Source organism: Pseudomonas fluorescens NCIMB 11764, from assembly GCF_000293885.2.
Lineage (GTDB): Bacteria > Pseudomonadota > Gammaproteobacteria > Pseudomonadales > Pseudomonadaceae > Aquipseudomonas > Aquipseudomonas fluorescens_B.
This window is the reverse complement of record NZ_CP010945.1, coordinates 2,222,802-2,247,869: the sequence shown is the minus strand read 5'-3', so window position 1 is coordinate 2,247,869 and position 25,068 is coordinate 2,222,802. Positions and strand designations below refer to the sequence as shown.

22 protein-coding genes are annotated in these 25,068 nt (G+C 60.5%); 9 read left to right on the top strand and 13 right to left on the bottom strand.

Annotated features, from left to right (window positions below; translation table 11 throughout):
• Positions 1-3: 3 nt before the first annotated feature.
• The 3 genes from B723_RS10170 to B723_RS10160 all read left to right on the top strand — a co-directional run bounded on the left by B723_RS10170 (position 4) and on the right by B723_RS10160 (position 3,427).
• Positions 4-1,179: an alginate O-acetyltransferase gene (locus B723_RS10170; RefSeq protein ID WP_017336624.1), complete on the top strand. Its 1,176-nt coding sequence runs from the start codon at positions 4-6 to the stop codon at positions 1,177-1,179.
• Positions 1,180-1,193: 14 nt separating this feature from the next.
• Positions 1,194-1,850: an alginate O-acetyltransferase AlgF gene (locus B723_RS10165; RefSeq protein WP_017336623.1), complete on the top strand. Its 657-nt coding sequence runs from the start codon at positions 1,194-1,196 to the stop codon at positions 1,848-1,850.
• Positions 1,851-1,975: 125 nt separating this feature from the next.
• Positions 1,976-3,427, top strand: a complete 1,452-nt coding sequence (locus tag B723_RS10160) for a mannose-1-phosphate guanylyltransferase/mannose-6-phosphate isomerase (RefSeq protein ID WP_017336622.1) — start codon at positions 1,976-1,978, stop codon at positions 3,425-3,427.
• A 269-nt stretch (positions 3,428-3,696) separates the two neighbouring features.
• Here the strand turns inward: B723_RS10160 and B723_RS10155 are convergent, their stop codons facing one another.
• Positions 3,697-6,441 (bottom strand): RHS repeat domain-containing protein, encoded by a 2,745-nt coding sequence (locus B723_RS10155; protein ID WP_238588316.1) that lies wholly within the window; start codon positions 6,439-6,441, stop codon positions 3,697-3,699.
• A 202-nt stretch (positions 6,442-6,643) separates the two neighbouring features.
• On the opposite strand from B723_RS10155, the gene B723_RS10150 reads away from it, so the two are divergent.
• The 3 genes from B723_RS10150 to B723_RS10140 all read left to right on the top strand — a co-directional run bounded on the left by B723_RS10150 (position 6,644) and on the right by B723_RS10140 (position 8,436).
• On the top strand, positions 6,644-7,108 hold the full coding sequence (locus tag B723_RS10150) for a hypothetical protein (RefSeq protein ID WP_017336620.1): 465 nt from the start codon (positions 6,644-6,646) through the stop codon (positions 7,106-7,108).
• Between the two features lie 33 nt (positions 7,109-7,141).
• On the top strand, positions 7,142-7,966 hold the full coding sequence (locus tag B723_RS10145; RefSeq protein ID WP_017336619.1) for an SDR family oxidoreductase: 825 nt from the start codon (positions 7,142-7,144) through the stop codon (positions 7,964-7,966).
• A 74-nt stretch (positions 7,967-8,040) separates the two neighbouring features.
• The gene (locus B723_RS10140; RefSeq protein ID WP_017336618.1) at positions 8,041-8,436 is read left to right on the top strand and encodes a hypothetical protein; all 396 of its coding nucleotides are present in this window, start codon (positions 8,041-8,043) and stop codon (positions 8,434-8,436) included.
• Between the two features lie 96 nt (positions 8,437-8,532).
• On the opposite strand, the gene B723_RS10135 is transcribed toward B723_RS10140, so the two are convergent.
• From B723_RS10135 to B723_RS10120, 4 genes are all read right to left on the bottom strand, one after another.
• The gene (locus B723_RS10135; RefSeq protein ID WP_017336617.1) at positions 8,533-9,381 is read right to left on the bottom strand and encodes an efflux RND transporter periplasmic adaptor subunit; all 849 of its coding nucleotides are present in this window, start codon (positions 9,379-9,381) and stop codon (positions 8,533-8,535) included.
• A 25-nt stretch (positions 9,382-9,406) separates the two neighbouring features.
• Entirely contained in the window at positions 9,407-9,607 is a 201-nt protein-coding gene (locus B723_RS10130) for a DUF1656 domain-containing protein (RefSeq protein WP_007896379.1), read from the bottom strand.
• Complete coding sequence (locus B723_RS10125; protein WP_017336616.1) at positions 9,597-11,789, bottom strand: FUSC family protein; 2,193 nt, start codon at positions 11,787-11,789, stop codon at positions 9,597-9,599. The genes B723_RS10130 and B723_RS10125 overlap by 11 nt, the downstream gene beginning before the upstream one ends.
• A 121-nt stretch (positions 11,790-11,910) precedes the next feature.
• Entirely contained in the window at positions 11,911-13,410 is a 1,500-nt protein-coding gene (locus tag B723_RS10120; protein ID WP_017336615.1) for an efflux transporter outer membrane subunit, read from the bottom strand.
• Positions 13,411-13,624: 214 nt separating this feature from the next.
• Between B723_RS10120 and B723_RS10115 the strand changes: the two genes are divergently transcribed.
• Together B723_RS10115 and B723_RS10110 are read left to right on the top strand one after the other, a co-directional pair.
• Positions 13,625-14,593 carry a LysR family transcriptional regulator gene (locus tag B723_RS10115; protein ID WP_017336614.1) on the top strand — a complete coding sequence of 323 codons (969 nt, stop codon included), beginning with the start codon at positions 13,625-13,627 and terminating at the stop codon, positions 14,591-14,593.
• Positions 14,594-14,730: 137 nt separating this feature from the next.
• Positions 14,731-15,705, top strand: coding sequence for a 2-hydroxyacid dehydrogenase (locus tag B723_RS10110; protein WP_017336613.1), 975 nt, complete (start codon positions 14,731-14,733; stop codon positions 15,703-15,705).
• Positions 15,706-15,743: 38 nt separating this feature from the next.
• Here B723_RS10110 and B723_RS10105 read toward each other — a convergent pair whose 3' ends face one another.
• Positions 15,744-16,646: a DMT family transporter gene (locus B723_RS10105; RefSeq protein ID WP_017336612.1), complete on the bottom strand. Its 903-nt coding sequence runs from the start codon at positions 16,644-16,646 to the stop codon at positions 15,744-15,746.
• A gap of 276 nt (positions 16,647-16,922) precedes the next feature.
• Between B723_RS10105 and B723_RS10100 the strand changes: the two genes are divergently transcribed.
• Entirely contained in the window at positions 16,923-17,798 is an 876-nt protein-coding gene (locus B723_RS10100) for an AraC family transcriptional regulator (RefSeq protein ID WP_017336611.1), read from the top strand.
• 54 nt (positions 17,799-17,852) lie between these two features.
• Here B723_RS10100 and B723_RS10095 read toward each other — a convergent pair whose 3' ends face one another.
• The 7 genes from B723_RS10095 to B723_RS10065 form a co-directional block, all read right to left on the bottom strand.
• Positions 17,853-20,282, bottom strand: coding sequence for a TonB-dependent siderophore receptor (locus tag B723_RS10095; RefSeq protein ID WP_017336610.1), 2,430 nt, complete (start codon positions 20,280-20,282; stop codon positions 17,853-17,855).
• A 125-nt stretch (positions 20,283-20,407) separates the two neighbouring features.
• Positions 20,408-21,394, bottom strand: a complete 987-nt coding sequence (locus tag B723_RS10090; RefSeq protein ID WP_017336609.1) for a FecR family protein — start codon at positions 21,392-21,394, stop codon at positions 20,408-20,410.
• Positions 21,391-21,954, bottom strand: a complete 564-nt coding sequence (locus B723_RS10085) for an RNA polymerase sigma factor (protein ID WP_144425215.1) — start codon at positions 21,952-21,954, stop codon at positions 21,391-21,393. Before B723_RS10085 ends, B723_RS10090 begins: the two co-directional genes overlap by 4 nt.
• A 4-nt stretch (positions 21,955-21,958) precedes the next feature.
• Positions 21,959-22,285, bottom strand: a complete 327-nt coding sequence (locus B723_RS10080; RefSeq protein WP_017336607.1) for a DUF3325 domain-containing protein — start codon at positions 22,283-22,285, stop codon at positions 21,959-21,961.
• Complete coding sequence (locus B723_RS10075; protein ID WP_017336606.1) at positions 22,286-23,866, bottom strand: PepSY-associated TM helix domain-containing protein; 1,581 nt, start codon at positions 23,864-23,866, stop codon at positions 22,286-22,288.
• Positions 23,863-24,156: a DUF3649 domain-containing protein gene (locus B723_RS10070; RefSeq protein ID WP_017336605.1), complete on the bottom strand. Its 294-nt coding sequence runs from the start codon at positions 24,154-24,156 to the stop codon at positions 23,863-23,865. The genes B723_RS10075 and B723_RS10070 overlap by 4 nt, the downstream gene beginning before the upstream one ends.
• 363 nt (positions 24,157-24,519) lie before the next feature.
• Positions 24,520-24,927, bottom strand: coding sequence for an HPF/RaiA family ribosome-associated protein (locus B723_RS10065; protein WP_017336601.1), 408 nt, complete (start codon positions 24,925-24,927; stop codon positions 24,520-24,522).
• Between the last annotated feature and the right edge of the window lie 141 nt (positions 24,928-25,068).

Sequence of the window (25,068 nt, the reverse complement as noted above, 5' to 3'; positions counted from 1 at the left end):
ACCATGACCCGCTCATTACGTATCTTCTACATCACCTTGTTCATGGTGACCCTGCTGGTGCTGGGCCTGTGGTCGACGCGCAGCTTCCTCGGCTTCAGCACCAACGCCGACGCGACGGTGCTCAACGGCCGCTGGGCGAAAGCCGTGGAAACGCATTACGACGACGAGTTCCCGATCAAGCGCCTGGGCACCAACCTCTGGGCCGCGCTGGATTTCAAACTGTTCAACGAAGGTCGTCCGGGCGTCGTGCTCGGCCGTGACCAGTGGTTGTACAGCGATGAGGAATTCAACCCGATCGTCAACGAAGAGCTGAACCTGCAAGGCAACTACGCGCTGGTCGAAGGCGTACGCCAGGCACTGAAAGCCAAAGGCGTGAAACTGGTGATGGCGATTGTGCCGGCCAAGACTCGCCTGTACCCGGAACACCTGGGCGAAGAGAAGCCTTCGAGCATTCACGCCAACCTCTATGAGGACTTCCACGCCCGTGTGGCGGCCAACAAGATCCTCGCCCCCGACCTGTACGGCCCGTTGCTGAAGGCCAAGCTCGACGGTCAGCAAGTGTTCCTGCGCACCGACACCCACTGGACCCCGGAAGGCGCACAAATCGCCGCCGAGACCCTGGCCAAGACCATTGCCGAAAAAACCCCGCTCAGCGGCGAGCCTCAGCGCTTCGTCACCGAGCCGGCAGAAACCGTGACCCACAAGGGTGACCTGCGCTTGTTCCTGCCACTCGATCCGCTGTTCGAAAACCTGATGCCGGCGACCGAGCCGTTGCAGAAACGCAACACCGTGGTGGCCGACGATCAGGCTGGCGGTGATGACGCGCTGTTCGCCAACACCGAAGTGCCGGTGGCCCTGATCGGCACCAGCTACAGCGCCAACCCGAACTGGAACTTCGTCGGTGCGTTGAAACAAGCGCTGAAGAGCGACGTGGTCAATTACGCCGAAGACGGCCACGGACCGATTCTGCCGATGCTCAGCTACCTGAAAAGCGATGCTTTCAAGAACAGCCCGCCACAAGTGCTGATCTGGGAGTTTCCTGAACGTTATCTGCCTGTGAACAACGAAATCGGCGACGCCGACCCGCAGTGGGTCGCAGAGCTCAAAGAAGCCGGCGCTCGCCAACAAAACGTAGCCGCAAACACTAAATCCGAGACGCCCGACCGGGCGCAAAACTGAAAGAGAGGTACACCATGACTTTCACTACTACTCCTCGCCGTCTCGCCAAGACCTTCGCTCTGGCCGCGACCTTCAGCGTCCTTTCCATGAACGCCTTCGCCGGTGGTGATTCCGCGCTCTACGGCCCGACCGCACCGAAAGGCTCGAGCTTCGTGCGTGTCTACAACGCCGGCAACGCTGAAGTCAGCGCCACCGTCGGCAGCACCAACCTGGCCGACGTCGCGCCGCTGTCCAGCACCGACTTCAGCTTCATGCCGGGCGGCGACTACAGCGCCAAGGTCGGCAGCCAGACCCTGCCGGTGAAACTGGCCGGTGATCACTATTACACCCTGGTCAACAACGCCAGCGGCGCGCCACAACTGATCGAAGAGCCGCCGTTCAAGAACAAGCAGAAATCCCTGGTTCGGGTACAGAACCTGAGTGACAAGGCCTTGACCCTGAAAACCGCTGACGGCAAGACCGAAGTGGTGCCATCCGTGGCCGCCAAGGGCCGTGGCGAGCGTGAAATCAACCCGGTCAAAGTCAGCCTGGCGCTATACGATGGCGCCACGAAAGTGGGCGACGTGAAGCCGGTTGCCCTGGAACGCGGTGAAGCGGCGGTGCTGTACGTCACCGGCAACGGCAGCAGCCTGTCGCCAGTCTGGGTAAAACGCCCGGTTTCGACGCGCTAAAAATTTGCCTGATTGACCCCGTCCCCCTGTGGGACCGGGTCGTCAGTCGGGCTACGGAATAAGAACAAGAGTGAAACGACAGAACGCAGTAGCTCTGACCCATACGATTTTCAAGGAGTAACAACATGATTCCGGTGATCTTGTCAGGTGGTAGTGGCTCACGTCTTTGGCCGCTTTCCCGTAAGCAGTTCCCTAAGCAATTCCTCGCCCTGACCGGCGAACACACGCTGTTCCAGCAAACCCTGGAACGCCTGGTGTTCGAAGGCATGGACACCCCGATCGTGGTCTGCAACAAGGACCACCGTTTCATCGTCAACGAGCAACTGGCCAACCGTAAACTGGACACCCAGCGCATCCTGATGGAACCGTTCGGTCGCAACACCGCGCCGGCCGTTGCCCTGACCGCGATGATGCTGGTCAATGAAGGTCGTGACGAGCTGATGCTGGTGCTGCCAGCCGACCACGTGCTGGAAGACCAGAAAGCCCTGCAACGCGCCCTGGCCCTGGCCACTGTCGCCGCCGAAAACGGCGAAATGGTGCTGTTCGGCGTCCCGGCCACCAAACCGGAAACCGGCTACGGCTACATCAAGTCGACCAACGACTCGCTGCTGCCTGAAGGCGTCAGCCGCGTCTCGCACTTCGTTGAAAAACCTGACGTCAAACGCGCCACCGAGTTCGTCCAGTCCGGCGGTTACTTCTGGAACAGCGGCATGTTCCTGTTCCGTGCCAGCCGCTTCCTGGAAGAGCTGAAAAAACACGATCCGGACATCTACGACACCTGCCTGCTGACCCTTGAGCGCAGCGAACAGGATGCCGACACGGTCACCATCGACGAAGCCACCTTCGCCTGCTGCCCGGACAATTCCATCGATTACTCGGTCATGGAAAAAACCCAGCGCGCCTGCGTCGTACCGCTCACTGCAGGCTGGAGCGATGTCGGTTGCTGGGCGTCGCTGTGGGAAGTGAATGACAAAGACGTCAACGGTAACGTCACCAAAGGCGACGTGGTCATTCAGGACAGCAAGAACTGCATGATCCATGGCAATGGCAAACTGGTGTCGGTGATCGGCCTGGAAAACATCGTGGTCGTCGAAACCAAGGACGCCATGATGATCGCGCACAAGGACTCGGTCCAAGGCGTGAAACAGATGGTCAACACCCTCAACGAACAGGGTCGCAGCGAAACCCAGAACCACTGCGAAGTCTATCGTCCGTGGGGCTCCTACGACTCGGTCGACATGGGCGGGCGCTTCCAGGTCAAGCACATCTCGGTCAAACCGGGCGCGTGCCTGTCGCTGCAAATGCACCACCACCGCGCCGAACACTGGATCGTGGTCAGCGGCACCGCCGAAGTGACCTGCGATGAGAATGTGTTTCTGCTGACTGAAAACCAGTCGACCTACATTCCGATTGCTTCGGTCCACCGTTTGCGCAACCCGGGCAAGATTCCACTCGAGATCATCGAAGTGCAATCGGGCAGCTATCTGGGTGAAGACGATATCGAGCGGTTTGAAGATATCTATGGTCGGTCTACGCCGATCGAGCGTGGGGTTTCGGTGAAAACCATCGCGCAGTAAGTCATCGGTAAAAAAAAGCCCCCATCCAGACCACTGCGTTCCCTATCCGCAGTGGGTTGGGTGGGGGCTTTTTAAGTTGGAAAAATTTATCGCGAATTAAGGAACAATCTGAAAAAAAACGATGAGTATCAGCTGATGATAAATGTTGATGTTTGGCTAGAGTCAGGAATTGCAGCCGCAACCAACGTGAATGTTCACACTACAGTCCAATCACTTTGGAGCCTCCACTTCCCCCGGACAAGACTCCACTTGAGATCGACTAATTAAATTCATGCATGTCCGCCACCGCGCTGCGCGAGAAAATCATTATAGTTTCGAAGTTGCGAGATTCGCTCAAATACATAGCGCACGGGAAGTTCATTAAAATGCCCCCGACGGTAACCTGCTCTTTTATAGTCAACCCCTTGAAAACTCTCTTGAACTGAAAACAGCTGCATATACGCTGACCCGCCAGCCACTGACTCAAAACGCTGAGAGGTTCCCATGATCGGGAATTCGATCTGGCTGTGTTGTATTAATTGCGCATCATCCATCTGATATTTAGGATCGGCGTCTGCGCCAGCACTCGCAGTGATGTTACCAACCCCAAAAATACCAACATCCAAAGTATGAGCCCTAGGAAAGGTTGCCCAGGCATCGGCTACCACAATCTTATCTATTGAGAGAACACGAGGATCTCCTATCACAACAAAACCGTGATCAACGTTATTTGCAGCCTTAACCCGAAAAACCGGCTGCTCTGTTTTGGAACTGGCCAACAGATGAAAATTTATATCCGCATGTTCGCCGCAATGACCAATCCCTGTTTCTATAGACAACTTCAAACTTGATTCTACGTCCGACTTGCGAATTTTATCTAGCGCCTTTATCATTTCGCCAGGTTCCAAGCGGGATCGCAACTGATCAACGATTTGGTTAGGAGCGCCCTCAACCAAGAACATTTTGGTAACCAAATTTGAAAAACTCACGCGCTTTAGGTCCTTAAAAATCCTACCCCTAACTTCTTGAACACCAAAAATTGGCTCGTTCACAATATTGAAGGAATACAATTGATCCGCAACTGAAACTTGCCCACCATCAAGACCGATAGCGCGTTTCTGTTCTGTAGTCAGCTCATTCAGGTCAATGCGTTCTGTCCCTTGAAGATCCTTATATCTCAATGGATTATCACTGACAAAAGCAAACAGATTTAAACCATCAGCATATCCTTTCGGATCAGGATTCAACCAACGCTGTAACCACGGTATGTAATACCTGAACCCGTAGTAATAAAGCCCCGTCGCATCCTGCTCCTTCCCTGAATACCGCACCATTTTGTAACTGACCTGCACCGCCTCTCCGTTCGACCAGGCCGTTCCGCCAAACGGGTAATACCGTTCCTGAGTGATGATCTTCGCGTCCTGATCCAGCTCCAGCGCGCTTGAGCCCAGATGATCCGTCAGGTTGTAACGCTGCTGGTTGTTGATGATCTCATTCGGTTTTCCAGCCTCCCAATGCAATACCCGCACGCTGCCGCGGCCGGTCGCTATGTCGATGACGTGCAGCACTTCGCCGGTGCCGCTGTGGGTACGGATTTCCAGACCGGGCAAGTAACGGATTTCAATGACCACCGTTTGCGCATTGGTTTGCAGCGAGCGGACTTTGCGCACACGCATGCCGTCAGCGCCGTAGTCGTAGCATTCGAAATCGTCAGGACCAGCGTCGCGTTTGACCGGCCGGACTTCGCGCAGTTGATTGCGCAGATCCCAGGTCAGCGCTTGTCCCGGTTGCAGGCTCAGCAGGTTGCCGTTGGCATCGAAGCCGCTGCGGAAATCCTCCTCACCCGGCTCGATACCATCGCGCACCGGCAGGCAGCGGTTGCTGTGGGCATCCGCAACCAGCCGATGGCCGTGGTTTTGTGGGCCGACGTGGGTCAGTTCGAGCAGGTTGTTGCCGTCGTCATAGCGGTAGGTCTGGCGGTAGTTGCCAGGCATGGCGGGGTCCGCCGTCATCGCCGATGACGGGCCGTGTTTGACCCAACCGGCCTCCCAGCCTGTGGCCTCGATCAGCCGGTAAAGCGTGTCATAAAAGTAATGACTGACCGGCTCGATGCGCTGATTGGCGAAGTAGCGGATCGGCAGCGCGGCGTCTTCGATGCTTCGCACATTGCCGACCGGGTCGTAGGTATAACGCAGGTCCTGCAACGGATCATCCTGACCGAGTCGGGACAGCAGGCGTTGCAGGCGTCCGTCTTCGGTGGCGTATTCGAGGGTGGTGATCACGCCATTGCCGGCGACTTCCCTCTCGACCTGGCCGTGGGCGTTGCAGGTGATGGCGCTGACCATGGGCAGCCATTCCAGCGTGTTGTTCAAGCGCAAGTCCACGGCGCATAAATGGCCGCCCACGGTCTGGCTGAAGCGTTGTTCGTTACCTTGTGCATCGGTTCGGGACAGCAGATCGTTCAACGGATTGAATCGTGAGTGCGTGGCGAAACCGGGAGACGACTCCTTGGCAAAACACCGCTCTTGCTCGAGTATCGCGCCGCTCAATCCGTAGTCATTGAACAGCACAGCCCCAGCCGGGTCCTCGTGGCAGATCAATCGGCCGCATTGGTTGTGATCGGCGAATGCCTGATCGTTGGCCGCGTAAGTCAAACGTTCCGCGCAAAACGCCTCGCCCTCCGCAGCTTGCTCGAACAGCGCCGTCAATCGCAGCTGATTATCGTAGTGCATCCAGTGCTGCGAACCCCGACCATCCCAGCTGTGAACCGGCTGACCCGCCTCGCCGAACAGACTCACATGCAGACCGGCATCGACACTGAGGGTGCACAAAGCTGTGCCCGAGAGGCCATGAATCGTAACCAGATTGGCCGGTGCCGTGGCATTCAGGAACAACCGCGGATCACTCTGCGCAATCACCCTGCCTACCGGGTCATGGACCGTGCGATTGACCCGCGCTTCGGCATCCGCCCCCTCCTCTGCACGGTAATAATCCACCAAACGCACAGCCAGCCCCCGCGGTTCAACGACCGTCATCTCTGGGGTGTCGCGATGTATGAAAGCCAGGTGAGGCCGCATCAGGCGTCTTCATGTCGATTTGCACCAGCTAATGCTGAAAACCCACGCATGGCTACTGTCACAAATTACAGGCTCGACAAACGGTCGCCCTCACCACGCCCATCGCCAAGTCCACCCTCCCTTAGGTAGGATGAGCCTCTCTACTGCGAGGTTGTGCGACATGTTTATCGGCGTCCTGTTGGTCATCACCTGGCTGATCCTGTTGCTGCGTTACCCGGCCAAGGCCTTGCCTGTCTCGGTGGCGGCCGCCATTGGACTGGGTGTGGTAGCCACCTGGGTGATCTGGATGGACAACCGCGAGGTCAAGCAACTGGCGCGGCTTGAGTTGCGCATCACTTATGCGCCGGAGCACTGCCCGGCGGATCGCCCGCTGCTGTTGAAAATGAACAACGGCAACGACGTGCCGCTGACCGAGCTGCGTTGGCGCATCGCCGCGTACGCACCGGGCGACACAGTCAATCTGGCCGACAACCAATACACCGCGCCGCGTTATCGCGGTCCCGGTGAATTGCAGGCCGGCGCGAACTGGGAAGACTGTTTGCCCATGCCGCCGCTGCGCCCCGGCTATCGCCCGCAAACCCTGGAGTTTCGCGCCGAGCGTTTGCAGGGTAGTTTCTCCGACTGATCCCTTTTCTCTCTTCTGCACAAGGACCGCGCCATGCCCGTTGCGTTGATTACCGGTTGTTCCAGCGGCATTGGCCGCGCCCTGGCCGATGCCTTCAAAGGTGCCGGCTATGAAGTCTGGGCCAGTGCGCGCAAGGCTGAGGACGTGGCGGTTTTGACCGCCGCCGGGTTCACTGCCGTGCAGCTGGACGTCAACGATGGCGCGGCACTCGAACAGTTGAGCGAACAGATCAATCAACGGCATGGCGGCCTCGATGTACTGATCAACAACGCCGGTTATGGGGCGATGGGCCCGCTACTGGACGGCGGCGTACCGGCCATGCAACGGCAGTTCGAAACCAATGTGTTTGCCATCGTCGGCGTGACGCGCGCGCTGTTTCCGGTGTTGCGCCGGGCCAAAGGGATCGTGGTGAATATCGGCAGTGTGTCCGGCGTGTTGGTCACGCCGTTCGCGGGCGCGTATTGCGCGTCGAAAGCGGCGGTACACGCCTTGAGCGATGCGTTGCGCATGGAACTGGCGCCGTTTGGCGTGCGGGTGATGGAGGTACAACCGGGTGCTATCGCCTCCAGTTTTGCCAAGAATGCAGGGGCTGAGGCCGAGCAATTGATCAGCGAGCAGTCGCCGTGGTTTCCACTGCGAGAAGGCATCCGGGCGCGAGCCAAGGCGTCTCAGGACAACCCCACTCCGGCGAGTGAATTTGCCGCCGGTTTGCTCAAGGCCGTGCAGCAGAGCAAGCCGCCGCGGCTGATTCGTTTGGGCAATGGCAGCCGGGCGTTGCCGTTGTTGGCGGGGTTGTTGCCCAAGGGGTTGCTGGAGTCGGGGTTGATGAAGCGGTTTGGGTTGCGTGGGCAGCTCTGAAACCGAGTTGACGCCATCGCCAGCAGGCTGGCGATGGCGTCAGAACAGGTTCTGCACATTTTTCAGGAAACAACATGACCGACTACACCGAATACTTTGACGAAGTGATCCAGGCCCATGTGGCCATCGAACAATGGCTGGCCGAAGAACGGGATGCCACTGAACTTGAACACCTGCTGACACGTTTTTCCCCGCAGTTTTCCATGGTCTCGCCGTTGGGCCGGGTGCTGGATTTTGCGGCGTTGAACGAGTTGTTCACGCTGGCGGGCGGCAAGAAACTCGGGTTCCGGATCGAGCTGAGCGAATTGCGTGGCCTCGCGTTACATGACGGTGGTGCAACCGTGAGTTACCGCGAGCAACAGACCGATGCCACCGGCCTGCACTCCGATCGTCGCTCGACCGTGGTGTTCGAGAAGGTGGAAGGCAGAATTCTTTGGCGGCATTTGCATGAAACTTTCTGCAAGGCGTGAGACCGAATCGCGCCCTTCGCGAGCAAGCCCGCCCCCACATTCGATCGTATTTATCCAGGAAAAACTCGGTCAAGTGTGGGAGCGGCGGTGCGAAGATCAGTTAACCACCACCGTGCACGTAATCCCCGCCGCCAACAGCACCCCGTCCGGCACTTCGTCAATGTGAATCCGCACCGGCACGCGCTGTGCCAAGCGCACCCAGTTGAAGGTCGGGTTTACATCCGCAATCAGCTCACGACTTTCCGGATTGTCGCGGTCGTAGATACCACGCGAGATGCTTTCCACATGCCCCTTGAGCACTTCCCCGCTCATCAACTGCATGTCGGCCTTATCACCGACGCGCACGTGGGGCAGCTTGGTTTCTTCGAAGAAGCCGTAGACCCAGAACGAATTCATGTCGACCACGGCCATTTTCGCTTCGCCGATGCGCGCGTAGTCGCCGCGATGGACGTTGAGGTTGGTCACATAACCGTCCACCGCCGCCCGCACTTCGGTGCGTTTGAGGTTCAGTTCGGCCGCTTCCAGTTGCGCTTGCGCATGCTGGTAATCGGCGAGGGCCGAGTCGGCGATGTTGCTGGCGTCGTCGCGGTTTTCCTTGGAGATCACCAGGGCATCCATGTCGGCGCGGCGATGGGCGTTGACCTTGCGCATCTCCCACGTCGCCTTGCGTGAAGCCACCATCGCCTGCGCCTGTTTGACCGCGATACGGTAGTGCTCGGGGTCGATGCGCATCAGCAGGTCGCCCTTTTTCACCTGCTGGTTGTCGCGCACCGGCACGTCCACCACTTCACCGGTGACGTCGGCGGCGACGTTGATGATGTCGGCGCGCACCCGGCCGTCGCGGGTCCACGGCGTGTTCATGTAATGCACCCACAGGGTCCGGCCGATCCATAGCGCGAGGGCCAGCACCAGCAGGGTCGCAAGCAGGCTGAAAAGCTTTTTCATCAGGGCCTTCTTCAGTGATAGAGAGTCAACGGTAGACAGTCAGCGCCAGCGCGCCGAACAGACAGGTAAAGAGGCTCAGGCGCAGCAGCGCCGGGTGCCAGAAAAAACGGTACAGGTCGAACCCGGACAGGAACCGGTCAAGCGCCCAGGCCAGCGCCGCGGCAATGAAAAACATCAGCGTCATGGTCGGCATGTACACGCCGTGGAAGGCGATTTCACGAGGCATGTTCAAGTCCTTGAGGCGGGGTGTTCACGTAAGCAGCGAGCGGTGATTGCGGGTCGAGCAACGAAGTGCGGATGAAGTGCAGGTAGCTCTTCACCCGACGTAATGCCGAGGTATCGAAGTGCGGGGCGAAGGGTTCGTCGGTGGCTTGTACGCGGCTGATCGCGTGGTCCACCGCGATCAGTCCGCGCTCCAGATTGCTCTGGCTTGGTTGCAGGAACAGCCGCACCAGCGAGCGGCCCATTACGCGGATGGCCTGGCGCCACGGCTGCGATTCGGCATACGCCGGGTGCACCGGCAGAATCGCCTGTTCCTTGCGCAGTTCGATGATCGCGTGACCGACTTCCAGCACCACGAACATCCAGCGCAGCAAGTCCCGTTGCACCTGCGGCTGGCCGGCCGCGAGACCATAGGCCTGATGCAGCAAGTCACGCGTGCGGCTTTCGAAACTTGAGGCCAGGCCTTTGAGCTTGCCGCTGATCGCGTACACCACCTGTCCACGCAGATCCTGCTCCAGCCGACGCCACAACCAGCGACTGTTGGGCGGCAGGATGATCGCCCCCGCCGCCGCGCACACCAGCATGCCGAGCACCATGGCGATGTAGTCGTTGATGAAGGCGTAAGGGTTGTAGACGGTGAGGTTATCCGGCACCGAACCGGTGCTGAAGAAGATCAGCAAGCCGAGACCGACGCCGGCGTATTGCGGGCGCGAGGTCAGGAACGAACCGAGCACGATCACCGGCGCAAGCATCACGCACAGCAAGGGAAAACCGTCGATCCAGGGGAAGATGAAAAACATCTCGACGAAGCCGATCAGCGCGCCGAGGAACGTGCCGCAGGCCATCTGGAACGCCATGCGTTTTGGATTGGGCGTTGCGGCGGACAACCCGACAGTCGCCGCTGCAATCAGGGTCATGGTCGCCCCGCTCGGCCACGCCGTTGCGACCCAATAGCTGCCGAGTACAACCAGAATGAATGCCGCGCGAATCCCCGAAGCGGCGGATGCCAGCCAGTTGGTTTGCGGGGTGAACGGCTCGTCCCATCGCTCGCGTTCATGGCGGTGATCGGCCAGGGACGCGTGGGTCTGCGCATAACTGTGCAGGTCGTCGACAAAACGGTAGAGCAGCTCGTACGCGGTGTGGAAATCGAGCAGTTCGGCGTCGCTCGGGTTGCGCTCCTGAAAGCTCGCCCGCAGGCTGCGAACCCTGGCCGGCAGCCCTTCCTTGTAAACGCTCAGCGCGATGACCAACCGTGCCGCATCGGGGCTGGTCAAGGCACGACCGCTGAAACCGTCGAGCACTTCCGCCAGGTCTTGCAAGCCCGGTTTGATGGCCGCGACCACGTGATCGGCATCGCTGCTGCGCAAGCGTTCAAGCAGTTGGTGCAAGGCGTTGAAGCGCGTCGTGATGCCCATGAACTCGCTGTTCAGACGACTGAGTCGACCGTTGCGCCGACGCATGTGCGGGTCTTCGAACACGGTGACGCTGCGCAGCCCTTCCAGGCCGACCGCCTCAGCGATGAAGCGCACATTGCTCGCTTCAAAAGCGTCCCGCTTGCTACGACCGCGCAAACCATCGGTGACGAACAAGGCGAACACACCGAAGCGCTGATACAAGGCGTTGCGCATTGCCGCACTGGCGGTTTGCGGCAGGATTGCGGCGCTGACCACGGTGGCGCAGAGAATCCCCAGCGAGATTTCCAGCACGCGCCAGACCGCCGCCATGAATGCGCCGTCCGGATGTGCAAGCGCGGGCAACCCGACCATCGCCGCCGTATAGCCGGCCAGGACAAAACCATACGCACGGAAGTTGCGATAACGTGCGGCACCCGCCGAGCAGATGCCGACCCAGATCGCCAGCGAACCGAGGAACAGTTCGGTGTTTTGCGCGAACAAGGCAATCAGCGCGACCATCACGGCCGACCCGGTCAAGGTGCCGAGAAAACGGTAGAAACTCTTGGCGAACACCTGACCGCTTTGCGGCTGCATGACGATGAACACCGTGATCATCGCCGTCCGCGGCTGCGGCAATTCCAGACGCATCGCCAGCCACAGGGTCATGAACGCGGCGATCAACACCTTGAAAATGTAGACCCAGGTCACGCCGTCACTGCGTGCCCAGTCAAAGAAACCCCGGCGCCATTCGAGGGAATACAGCCAGCGCAGAGGTGCGGGCAAGGGGGTCATGGAATCCTGCTCAGTAAAACCTGTGGGAGCCAGCCTGCTGGCGATAGCGGAGTATCAGTCGACATCAATGTTGGTGGTGGCCCCCTCATCGCCAGCAGGCTGGCTCCCACAGGTAGTGTGTTCAACGTAAAAGGCTCGGGGTTTTCGGGACCTGGGTCTGTTCGGCAGTCGGCACATCGTTGCCCGTACCGAGTCCACCGCCGAGCGCCGTCACCAGTTCGGCATGCGCACTGAGCCGCGCAGCCTGAACCTGTTGCTGCACCTGCTGCTGTTTGAACAACAACGTCTGGGCGTTGAGCACGTTGAGGTAATCGGTGAGCCCGCGTTGCCAGGCGATCATCGCGATGTCGTAGGTTTTCTGCGCGGTGGCCACGGACTCGGCGGCGAAGGTTTGCTGCTTGTCCATGGACTCGCGGCGGATCAACTGGTCGGAGATGTTCTTCAGCGCGTTGACCAGCGTCTGGTTGTACTTCGCCACAGCGATGTCATAACCGGCGGAGGCTTCACCCAGTTCGGCCCGCAAACGGCCACCGTCGAAAATCGGCAGCGAGATCGCCGGGCCGACGCTGTAATTGAGTTTCCTGCCGGTCAAAAACTCCAGCGCTCCGCCGCCAGTGGCCATGTAGCCGAGGCTGCCGACCAGATCGACGTTGGGGTAGAAACCGGCGTGAGCCACATCGATGCCCCGCGCTTGCGCCGCGACTTGCCAGCGACTGGCGACCACGTCCGGGCGTTGGCCGAGCAATTGCGCGGGCAGCGACGACGGCAATTTCAGCGCCGTGCCTAACGCCAGCGTCGGCCGCTGCAATTGCGCGCCGTCGCCCGGCCCTTTGCCTGCAAGGGCTGCGAGCTGGTTGCGGCTGAGGGCTATCTCTTCATCAAGGGCATCGAGCTGGCGGTGGGTTTCCGGCAGCGGCGTTTCGGCCTGGCTGACTTCGAAGTGCGTGCCGATACCGCCGCTCAGACGCTTCTGTGCGAGGTCGAGAATTTGCTGTTGCTGTTTCAGGGTCGCAGCGACGATGTCCCGTTGCGCGTAATGCAGCGACAGTTCGATATAGGCGCGCACGATATTGTTCTGCAATTCGAGCTGGGCCAGGCGCGCTTCGGCGACGCTCATGTGCGCCATGTCCACGGCACGCTCGGTGGCATTGCTTTCGCGGCCCCAAAGGTCGAGGGCGTAACTGAAGCCCAGTGCAGCGTTGTTGTCCCAGGTCGTCGTATTGGCCAGCTCGCCCGGCCCGTAGAACTGATCGGAGGGCCAGTTGTGGCGCTTGAGGGTGGATTGGCCATTGATCTGCAGCGACTCGGCGGATTCGGCGATGCCGGCCATGGATCTGGCCTGACGCACTCGCGCGGCCGCCATGGCCATGGTCGGGCTGCCTTGCAGGGCGAGGTCGATCCAGCGATTCAGTTGCGGGTCGCCGTAGGCTTGCCACCATTGTGCGGTGGGCCAGTGAGCGTCCTGCGCGGCGCTCTGGATGGCTTCGTCGGTGGCCAGTGAATTGGCCTCCAGTGCCTTGCCCTGCGGGGCAATACCTCCGGTTCCGATGCAGCCGCTGATTGCCAGGGTTAAAGCCAAAACACTGAGCGTCTGAAGCGCTCTGCTGATGCGACGCGGCACTGCTGCGATTTCCTGAGAGGGGGAGAAGTCTCCCCTGTAGGAGCTGCCGAAGGCTGCGTCTACAGGAGTGCCCGCAATTCTAGGGGTGGGTCCTGGTCGCGATAAGCCGGGATTCCTGTGAATCTTTGTTACCGTTCACGCGATAATCCCTTGGTCGGGGTCTCAGATCCTGAAACGTTGTGTCACAATTTGCCATCGCACCCGAGAGCACCCCATGGACACTTTGCAAAACATGCGCGCCTTCAGTTACGTGGCCGAGGCCGGCAGCTTCACCGCCGCCGCCGTGCAACTCGACACCACCACGGCCAACGTCTCGCGCGCGGTCTCCAACCTGGAAGCCCACCTGCAAACCCGCCTGCTCAACCGCACCACCCGCCGCATCGCCCTGACCGAGGCCGGCAAGCGCTACCTGTTGCGCTGCGAGCAGATCCTGGCCTACGTCGAAGAAGCCGAGGCCGAGGCCAGTGACGCCCACGCGCGCCCGGCCGGGCAACTCAAGGTGCACACCATGACCGGCATCGGTCAGCACTTCGTGATCGACGCCATTGCCCGCTATCGCAAGACTCACCCTGACGTGACCTTCGACCTGACCATGGCCAACCGTGTGCCGGACTTGCTCGACGAGGGTTACGACGTGTCGATCGTCCTTGCCAGCGAACTGCCGGATTCGGGTTTCGTCTCCCAACGCCTGGGCATCACCTACAGCATCGTCTGCGCCTCGCCGGCGTATGTGAAAGCCAACGGTTGCGCGCATAAACCCAGCGACTTGCTGAACCATGCGTGCCTGCGCCTGGTCAGCCCGGTGATCCCATTGGAGAAGTGGACCTTCGATGGGCCTGAAGGTCAGGAAATGGTCACCATCCACAGCTCGCCGTTTCTGGTGAACTCGGCGGACGCGATGAAGACCGCGATCACCAGCGGCATGGGCGTCGGCGTGTTGCCGGTGTATGCGGCGATTGAAGGGTTGCGTAACGGTTCGCTGGTGCGGGTGATGCCGAATTACCGGTCGCAGGAACTGAACCTGTACGCGATCTACCCCTCGCGGCAGTACCTGGATGCGAAGATCAAGACCTGGGTCGAGTATTTGCGCGGTTCCTTGCCGGATATCCTGGCGGCGCATCAGGCGGAACTGGCGGCGTATGAGTTGAGCGGGAGTCTGGCAGGGGCTCGACTGGCGAACTAACCCCCCCACCTGTAGGCGCCGGCTGGCTGGCTCCTACGAAGGGCTGCGGACGCCCGGTAGCTTCGGGGGACTCGCACACTATCCGGGAAGAATGTTAGCGTGCTTGGCATTCTCCCCGCCCGACGAGCCCTCCTCCCATGAAAAAAACCGTCCTCGCCTTCAGCCGCATCACGCCAGACATGATCGAACGCCTCAAGCAGGACTTCGACGTCATCGTGCCCAACCCGAAAAACGGCGACATCAACGCTCAATTCAACGAAGCCCTGCCCCACGCCCATGGCCTGATCGGCGTGGGTCGCAAGCTTGGCCGGGCGCAACTGGAGAACGCGAGCAAACTGGAAGTGGTGTCCAGCGTGTCGGTCGGCTACGACAACTACGACGTCGCCTATTTCAACGAACGCGGGATCATGCTGACCAACACGCCTGATGTCCTCACCGAAAGCACCGCGGACCTGGCCTTCGCCCTGCTGATGAGCAGCGCCCGCCGTGTTGCCGAGCTGGACGCCTGGACCAAGGCCGGCCAATGGCAAGCGACCGTCGGCGCCCCGCTGTTCGGCACCGACGTCTATGGCAAAACCCTGGGCATCGTCGGCATGGGCAATATCGGTGCGGCCATCGCCCGTCGCGGTCGGTTCGGCTTCAACATGCCCGTCATCTACAGCGGCAACAGCCGCAAAACCGCGCTGGAACAAGAACTCGGCGCGCAGTTCCGCAGCCTGGATGAGCTGTTGGCCGAGGCCGATTTTGTCTGCCTGGTGGTGCCGCTCAGCGAGAAAACCAAACACCTGATCAGCCGCCGAGAACTGGCGTTGATGAAGCCCAGTGCGATTCTGATCAACATCGCCCGTGGCCCGGTGGTGGACGAACCGGCGCTGATCGAAGCGCTGCAAAACAATCAGATCCGTGGCGCCGGGCTGGATGTCTACGAGAAGGAACCGTTGGCCGAATCGCCGCTGTATCAACTGAAAAACGCAGTGACCTTGCCGCACATCGGCTCGGCGACCCACGAAACCCGCGAGGCCATGGCCAACCGTGCGCTGGCCAATCTGCGCAGCGCACTGCTGGGCGAGCGGCCGCAGGATCTGGTCAATCCGCAAGTCTGGAAAGGCTGACTGACACGGGCAGACGTGGTTGACGTCTGCCCGGCCAATTACGCCAGCTTGCCGTTCCCCTGCACCATCGGCGCCTTGGGTTTACGAAACACCAGCACGTTACCCAGCATCACCAACACCAGCCCTGCCAGCGCCGGTGCGGTCCATTGGTAGCCTTCGACAAACGCCGACACATTGAGCGCCACCACCGGGAACAACACCGTGCAATAGGCTGCACGCTCAGGGCCCATGCGCCCGACCAACGTCAGGTAGGCCGTGAAACCAATCACCGAACCCGGAATGACCAGGTAAAGCAGCGAGCCGATATAACGTGCATTCCATTCCATGTCGAAGGGAATGCCTTTGACCAGGCACCACACCGACAGCATCGCCGCGCCGTAGGCCATGCCCCAGGCGTTGGTGGTCAGCGGCTTGAGACCGGCCTTTTGCTGCAGGCTCGACAACATGTTGCCCGCCGAGAAACACAGCGTTCCAAGCAACGCCAGCCCCAGGCCAAGCAAGGTTTCGGGGCTGGCGGTGTGGCCAACCAGTTCTGGCCAGAACAGCAAACCCAGCCCCAGCAAACCGAGTGCACCACCCAACAGAACGTTGCGGGCGATCTTCTGGCCGAAGAACACCCGCGCATTCAGGGCATTCCACAGCGTGGCAGTGGAAAACACCACGGCCACCAGGCCGCTGGGTATCCACTGGCTGGCGGTCAGGAAGCACATGAAATTGATGCAAAACAGGCACAGCCCTTGCGCCAGGCAGATCAAGTGCCCGCGACGGTTCATCACTTGCAGCTTGCGGCTGAGCAACAGCAACACGAACAGCACCAGTGCGGCGAGGCCGAAGCGATAGACGATCGACACCGGAATCGCCACCACCCCCAATTGCCATTTCAGGGCAATCCAGGTGGTGCCCCAGATCAGTACGGTCAGCAGGTACAGCGAAAGGTTCATGGCGAAGGCTCCGGATGGTGCAATGCGGTCTGCTTTTGTGGCGAGCGAGCTTGGCTCCGGGCGGCGATCCGACGCGGGGCTGCAAAGCGACCCTTTTTTGTGAGTGCTGCGCACTCAAGCGGGAGCAAGCTCCCTCGCCACAGGGCATTGTCTGATTAAGGATCCAGTGTGCTGCGCCGAACGCGCACGCACTTGCATAAACTTGCGCTTTTGTCGGCCCGGAGGCTGGCAGGACAATGTCTACGGAGTAGGATGCGAAGCGTTGGAGAAACGATCATGCCCGCACTGGAAACCCTGCAAGTCTTTCAAGCCCTCAACCGCTCGCCCAATGCTCGCCTCGAGCACAGCGCCGAGCTCGGTGACGGCATGGCTGCAGCCTTGTGGAGCAACCATCACGATGCCCAGGATTACGAGGCGCCGAGCCATCACACCTTGTCCTGTTACATCGCGGGCGGCACCGGTACCTTTCGCCGTGACCAGCCCGGCACCAAGGGCGGCCCGGACAAACTGTGTATCCTGCCCGCCGACCATCAGTCAGGCTGGGTGATCAACGGCGACATTCGCCTGGCGCACCTGTATTTCAGCCCCGAACAGTTCGCCCTCGGCTGCGTCACCCTGCTGGACCGCGAGCCTCGCGAGCTGCAATTGCGCGAAGGGACGTTTCTCGACGACCCGAAACAAGCCCGACGCTTTCACCAGATGCTCACGCTCAACTGGGATGAACCCGGCGAACGCCTGCTCACCAGCAGCCTGGCCCATGAGATGCTCAGCCACGTGTTGCTCTGCCAGGTCGGGATGCGCGAGGGTTTGCGGCTCAAGGGTGGTTTGGCTGCACATCAGCGACGGCAGTTGGTCGAGTTCATCGACCATCAGTTGGCCGAAGCCATCAGCCTGGGGCAGTTGGCGGGCTTGTGTGCGCTGTCGGAATATCACTTTGCGCGGATGTTTCGGGAGAGCTTTGGATTGCCGCCGCATCAGTATGTGTTGGCGCGGCGCTTGAGCCGGGCGCAGGATTTACTGCGCGCGACATCGCAGCCGTTGGGGGAGATTGCGCTGGCCTGCGGGTTTGCCAGTGCGAGTCACTTTACCAACCGGTTTCGGCAGGTTCTCGGCGGGACGCCTGGCGAGTATCGGCAGGCGTTTTTGCGCTGATTGAGAGTCCGCCATCGCGGGCAGGCCCGCGAACAACGATGACGCGGTATACGGTCAGAATTCCAAAGTGCTGGATAGCGAAATCTGCCGCGCATCCCCCATCGACACAAAGAACCGGCTCGCCGCCGACGTGTAGTAAGTGCGATCAAACAGGTTTTTCACGTTGAGCTGAAACTTCACCTTCTGCCCCTCGACCTTGGTGTCGTAGGTGGCGAATGCATCGGCCACGGTATAGCTCGGCAGGTCGAAATCATTCACTGCGTTGCCCGCCCGCTCACCGACATACCGCGCGCCCGCGCCGACCCGCAACTGATCGCCACCGACAATGGTGCCGAAGTCGTAAACCGCCGACAGCGAGCCGGTGTTCCTGGCGACGTTTTGCAGTTTCTTACCTTTGTAATCCGGGTCTTCAGTGACTTCGGCATCGGTGTAGGCATAGCTGCCGATCATGCTCCAGCGGTCACTGAGCTGGCCGGTCAAATCCACTTCCAGCCCACGGGAACGCACTTCGCCGGCGGCGCTGTAGATCGTCACCGGTCCTTCGGAATTGGCCACCAGCACGTTGCGCTTCTTGATGTCGAACAACGCGACGTTACCCGTCACACGCCCCGGAATGTCCAGCTTCGCCCCCACTTCCCAGGACTTGGCTTCTTCCGGCGCAACGCTGCCGTCGAGTACGGTGCCGCTGCCGCTCAACGGGGCGATGGTCGAGTTGGGTTTGAACGATTCGGTGTAGCTGCCGTAGAACGACAACGCGTCGGTGTAGCGATACACCAGTCCCGCACGTGGCACCCATTTCTGACCATTGCTGTCGGTGTTGGCCTTGAACGGCACGCCTTTGCCGGCGTACTGGTCGTACTCCTGGAAACGGCCGCCAGCCACCAGAATCCACTGGTCGTTGAGGTGGATCGAGTCCTGCAGGAACAGCGAATCGCTGCGCAGTCTATCGGTCTGCGCGCTGTCGGCCGGGCTGACGGTGGTGCCGGCGACTTCACGGCCATAGACCGGGTTGAGGTAGCTGAAGGTGGTCAGGCTTTTCTGGCGGATCAGGTCTTCGCGGTAGATCTTGCGGTACTCGTCATCGACGCCGAACACCAGGTCGTGCTGCATGCCCAGCACATTGACCTTGCCTTCGAGGCTGGCGGTGGTGAAGCGGTCGGTGCTGATCGCGTTTTGCGTGCCGTCCATGCTGCGGGTCAGCGTGCCTTTGGCGGTGTTGATGGCCGTGACGCGCACCTGGCTGGCGTCGTAGGTTTCACGGTTCCAGCTGTAGCCGAAGTGCGCTTTCCAGTTGTCGTTGAGCTCGTGGTCAGCCTCGAAGTGATACAGGTCCGAGCGCCCTTCCATATTGTTGAACGGCTCGTCGAGGCGTCGATTGCGGGAGATGTCCAGCGGATGATTGTCGCGCGGGTCGATCAGCGTTCCGCGGTCGAACGGGGTCAGGAATTCACGGTGTTCGTAGGCGAACAACAGCTTGGTGCTTTCGCCGAACCAGGCCAGCGATGGCGCCACCAGGGTTTCGCGGTGGGTGCCGAAGTTGCGCCAGTAATCTTCGTCTTCGTGGTCCAGCACCATGCGGTACGCCAGCCCGGACTCACCGAGTGCGCCGGTGCTGTCGAGGCCACCACCGCTGCCGTTTTTGCCGTCGCCGTAAGTCGAGCCGCGCAGGGTCAACGCGTTGTACTGCTCGAGTTCAGGTTTCTTGCTGACCATGTTGACCACACCGCCCGGGTCCTGAATGCCGTAGAGCAACGAGGCCGGGCCCTTCAGCACTTCGACCCGATCGACTGTGGCGTTGAGGCCACGGCCCTGCACCACCGGCATGCCGTCGCGCATGATCGAGCCGTTGCGGTTATCGCCGAAGCCACGGGTCATCACCGAATCCTGGGTGCTGCCCAGCGTGTTGCCCTGGGTGATGCCGCTGACGTTGGCCAGCGCGTCGTCGAGGTTGCGTGGCGCCTGATCACGAATGACCTGTGCCGGGATCACGTTGACGGTCTGGGGGATTTCCTGGAGCAAGGCCGACGAGCGCATCACCGAACTGGTGGGCGGCGGCTGGTAACTCATGGTTTGATCCATCACCGAGGTGATGGTGGTCGCGCCCAGGGTCAACGCGCCTTCGGTGGGCTGCGGTTCCAGCGCCAGGGTGTGAGCATCGGTGCGACGGAAGGTCAATCCCGAACCGCTGAGCAAACGCTGGATCGCTTGTTCGGCGCTCATCTGCCCGCTGACCGCTGGCGCGGTAATGCCGTACGGTGCTTCGTCGGTGTAGACCACGCTGATGCCGGTAATCCGGCTGAAGTCGCTCAAGGCCTGGGGTAGCGGTTTGGCATCCATCGCAAAATTGAACTGCGAACGCTGCTGCGCCGTGCCGGCCTCAGCGGCCAATGCCACGCTCAATGGCAACAACGCCAATGCCGAAATGCTCAGTGCTGAGGCACCCAACCACTGTTTGACCGAACCCGATTTTGCCCTGGACTTCATTGCTCATGACCTGTGTAGAACCGTACGGATGCGAATGACTCGCAGTTTCAGTCACTACACGGATGGCGCCCGGGTTTACCTCACCCTGATTTTGAAAATATTTGAAAAGATCTTTTGACTTTGCTTCACCGCAAAATAATCAACGGCCCCACAGAGTGCTGCTCAAATCCCATCACCCCCTGCAACGAACTCAACACCGCCTGCGGGTCCTTGCCCGGAAAACTGCCACTGATGCGCCGCGCCGCCAGTTCATCATTGAGCAGCACAATCCGCCCCGGGTAGTAACGTCGCAGATCCTCCACCACATCAGCCAGTGGCACCTTGTAGTAATTGAGCCAGCCCTGGCGCCACGCCAACTGCGCTTCGCTGTCCACGGCTCGCAGTTTGTCCGCCGAGCCTTCGCCATACGCCACTTGCTGGCCGGCGGTCAGAATCTGCTGTTCGGTGTGATTGTCCGCTGTCACACCGACCCGGCCGGACAACACCGTCACTTGTGCACCGTGAGGTTGCAAACGCACTTCAAACTGCGTCCCCAGCACCCGCGCCTGCCCCTTTTCCGCAGCAACCACAAACGGTTCGCCCGTATGCGTGACGCTGAAGAAACCAGCGCCGCGCCGCAACTGGACGCGGCGCTCGCCCCGAGTGAAATCCACGGCGATGGCACTGTCGGCATCCAGGGTGACTTGCGATTGATCCGCCAACGTGACGGTGCGAATTTCCCCCGGTGCCGACACATAATCAGCGCCAAGATCATCGACCCAGCGCAGCGGCTGCCAGCCTGAACCGAGGCTGAGCATCAACAACAGGCACGCCGCCATCGCCAGCGCACCGGACCAACGCCGAACACCGCTGCGACGCGATTGACTCATGCTGTTGAGGTAGCGCTGCAAGGCGAATGCGTCTTCGTTGGCCAGCGTGCGCGCCGGGCCTTCGCTCAACTCCCACACCACTTGCGCCCGGGCGTAGGCCTCGGCATGCGCGGGATCGGCCTGCAACCAATGGCTGAACGTGGCCTGGTCGCCACTGCTCGGCTGGTCATGTAACAGACTCAGCCAGGCGAAAGCGGCCTGCTCCTGAGCGAGCGTCGGGGTGACGCGGTCAAGCTGGTTCACGGTGCTTTCCCTGGCGTGCGCGGTTCGGGATCCCGCAGGCTGGCCTTGCAGGCTTCGAGGGCGCGCATCATATGTTTTTCCACGGCACTTTGGGACAACCCCATGGCCTTGGCGATCTCCGCGTATTTACGGCCGTGGATGCGATTGAGCAGAAAAATCTGCCGCGTGCGCTCGGGCAACGCCCGCAACGCGGCTTCGACGTGGCGCAAATCATTGCCGGCCTCCAGTGCGGCCTGGGGTTCACTGCCATGGCTGTCGGGTTGATCCGGTTGCCAGCCTTCATTGACCCGAACCCGCGCGCCTTCGCTGCGCAAGTGGTCGATGGCGATGTTGCCGGCGCAGCGCAACAGGTACGTGCTGAGCTCTTCGACCTGCACCAGCGGCCGGCGCCAGAAGCGCAAAAACAAGTCCTGCACCAGGTCCGCTGCCGTTGCCCGGCACCCGACACGACGGTTCACCAGCGCTTCCATTTGCGAACGCTGGGACAAGAACACCTGCAGGAAATGCGCACGCGCGCCGCGAGGCTCTTCGTCGTGGGAATCAGGAGGACGGGTGATCATCAGGTCAATACTGCGCAAACGCGGCAACAGGGCTGACGAGCAGACTCAGACCGGCCAGTGACAACACCAGACGCGGTCGATAGGGCATCAACAGCACCAGCAGCAATGCACTGAGCATCAGCACCGCAAACCACTCCACCAACCCAAGCCCCCAACCGGTCGAAGCCACCGCCGCCCACAGCGACAAGGCCAGTAACAGCCAGCCACCGAACTTCATCAGTTGGCGGCGACGGGCCGACGGCTTGCGGCCCAACAGCTCGGCATGATGCCGGTCCATCGATAAACACAGCGCGGTGATACCACCGTAACAGAGCAACAGGGCCAGCAACATTCAGTTCGCCTCACGCTCAAGGGTGATCGGTTGCGCACGCTGTCGGGTGACGACTGCAGCCTGTGCCGAGCGCTGCATTTTCCACGCAGCCCAGGCGAAAAACACACCGCTGCCCAGGCACGTCAGGTCGAAACCGGCCATCGCCCAATCGCCCTGCACCAGCGTGACGCCCAAGTGATAGGGCGTGGTCAGGGCGTTCAGCAGCGGCACCGCGCCAAACAGCAGCGCCGCCAGCGCCAACTGCTCGACCCACGCCGCACGGCCACGACGGACCATGGCATGCAACACGCTCAGGCCCCAGACGGTAAAGAAGCTGTTCACTTCCCAATCCGCGCGCCCAGCCATGTCCACCGGCAATCCGCGATTGGCCCAGAAGAACGCGGCCACGGCGACCATCAGCCCGGACATGCTGGCGATGTTCAGCACCTCCACCAGCCGCAACTCGAAGGGCATCACGCCGCTTTTCGCATGTTTGAGCTGACGCTTGCCGAGCCAGACCACCAGCCCGGTGCCGATCATCGCCGTGCCGGCCAACCCGCAGACAAAGTACAGCCAGCGCAGCACCGGGTCGGCAAAACGGCCCATGTGCAAACCGTAGAAACTGCCGGCAATCGCCCTCGGCAGCGATTGCTCCGGCGTGGTGCCGAGCAATTGTCCGGTCACGCCGTTGAAGGTCGCCGCGCGGCCAAAGTCATGGACCACGCGATCGGCACCGTCACGCACGAGCACCACCGAAGCGTTCGTATCGCCTGGATTGTTCACGGTGAGCCGCCCGACCCGCCCGACCGACCACTGCTCCCGAGCCTTTTCCAGCAGCGGTGCCAGCGGCGCCAGTTCAGCCGGTTTGCCCGCCAGCTCCGGGGTAGCAGATGCCGGGAACACCTCATCGAAAAACGCCCGCACATCACCGTTGTACGAAGCCAGAATGCTGGCCGGCATCACCATCGACATAAAAATCACCAGGCTGCTGTAGGTGATCATCAGGTGAAACGGCAGCACCAGCACACCCAACGCGTTGTGCCCGTCGAGCCAGGAGCGCTGGCCCTTGCGCGGACGGAAGGTGAAGAAGTCCTTGAAGATTTTCTTGTGGGTGATGATCCCGCTGATCAGCGCGACGAACATCGCCATGGCCGCGATGGTCGACAACCAGCGGCCCCACGGATAGGGCATTTGCAGTTGAAAGTGGAAACGGTAGAAGAACTCGCCGCCCATGGTTGCGCGACCCTGCACTTCGGCGCCGGTTTGTGGATCGAGGAGTTTTTCCGTGAACTGACCACGTTCGCCACGCTTGGCCGGGGTCTGCTGCCAGCGTACTGACAGGCCGGGCTCGCGGGCATCGGGCAGGTCGATGAGCCAGCGCGAGGCACCGGCGGCGTGTTGCTGAAGGTAGTTCTGCGCCAGGGTCAGACTGGCTTCGGAGGTCACCGAACGGGCAGGAATTTCCGGTTGCATCCAGTGGCTGATCTCGTCCTTGAAGTAGGCCAGTGTGCCGGTCAGGAAAATCGCGAACAGCAACCAGCCGAAGATCAACCCGGCCCAGGTATGCAGCCAGGCCATCGCCTGACGAAAGCCCTCTTTCATGAATGGCCCACCCAGTAAGCCAGCCCTGACACCGCGGCCAGCATCAGGCTCGCCACGATCACCCCGAACCAGGCTCGCCACGCGCTCTGACAGGCAAAGCACCAGATCACCGCGCACAGGTAGGCCAGAAACGAGGTCATCATCCCGGTCACCACGGCGTCGGCGCGGGCCATGGGCACCCACAGACTCAGGCTGACACTGGCGAGCGCCGCAACGATATAGCCGCCCACCACGGCAGCGAGCAGTCGCGACGTGACGGCCAATCGATAGGAAACGGGGAGTGCTTTCATGTTTCGACCTTGAAACGGGTGAGGCCGCGAGAAAGTCAGGGGGCCAACAAGGTCGCAATATTAATGATAAATATTCTCATACGCAAAAAAGATCCGGTTTTTCCTGCGTTTGATCCAACGATGCCTGGAGGCAAACATCACTGTGGCGAGGGGATTTATCCCCGTTGGGCTGCGAAGCGGCTCCAAAATCTGCAATCACGGGGTGCCTGATATCCATTTACGACTGCTTCGCAGCCGAACGGGGATAAATCCCCTCGCCACAGGTATTGATCAACCTGAGAATTAGCCAACCCCTGAAACAAGAACGGGCCTGCATCAGCAGGCCCGTTTTCAGAGGTGGAAAGACAAATAGTGATTCAGGCGTCAGCCGTTTTGTGCAGCCTGTTCGTTCTCGAGAAACTCGTCTTCCAGCAGCGCATCGGCAGTGGGCCTTTCGAACGGCACTATAGCGGCACGTGGTTTGCCCCGCAGTTTGCCGAACAGGTGTTCCAGCGCGTGTTCGAGTTTTTCAGCCGCACCGTCGATCGCCAGTTCCAGGTTTGCGGCTTTGTGGGTAACAGAAATCGGTTGGTGGCCTTTTGGCCGCGCTTCCAGCTGGCAGCGCATGTCGTGGGGACCGGGCTTGTCGCCGTTCTCGTCCCGCAGGTGGACCTCGACGCGTGTCAGGTCCTCTTCATAACGTTCGAGCGTGCTCTCAATGGTAGTACGTACCCACTCCTCCAGTCGGATGCTGCTTTGAATATGGTTATCGCTGTTGACTTGGATTTGCATAGTTCATCCCTTATTTCAGCTAGCTCGCGAGAGGCCCTTCGGCTGGCCCTTGGGCGTCATCACCGTGACCTCTTACCTACACAATCGGTCTGTGCGCCGAACATTTCAACCCCTGAAAAAAGATAAATTTTCATTCGCAAA